Below are 344 nucleotides of genomic sequence, written 5' to 3' on the forward strand. Positions count from 1 at the left end.
GGATGTCTATGCCGATAAAGGCTATGTCAACTACAAGCGCGAAGAGCGCCTGACCGGCCAAGGCTACCGCATGCACATCCAGCGCAAAGGCAGCAAGGACAAGCCAATTTCTGAAGCACAGCAGCGCCGTAACCGGCGCATCGCCAGCCCACGCGCCCGCGTCGAGCATGTCTTCGCGGGCATGGCGCAACTGGGTGGCAAGATGCTGCGCTCGATCGGCCTGGCACGCGCCACGCTGCAACTGAACTGGAAGGCCGCCGCCTACAACTTGCGCCGCCTTTGCTACCTGAAGGAGGCGAAGTTTTCGGCGTTTTGACGCCCGCAGTCCGTCTGGACCACGAAAA

Annotated in this window: 1 protein-coding gene; it reads left to right on the forward strand. The window is 61.6% G+C overall.

The genetic code is table 11. The annotated features are described in order from the left end of the window. On the forward strand, positions 1 to 316 hold a 316-nt coding region (locus tag GTP44_RS26870; RefSeq protein ID WP_161021809.1), incomplete at its 5' end, for a transposase. Between the last annotated feature and the right edge of the window lie 28 nt (positions 317 to 344).

The organism is Duganella lactea (assembly GCF_009857505.1).
Taxonomy (GTDB): Bacteria; Pseudomonadota; Gammaproteobacteria; order Burkholderiales; family Burkholderiaceae_D; genus Rugamonas; species Rugamonas lactea.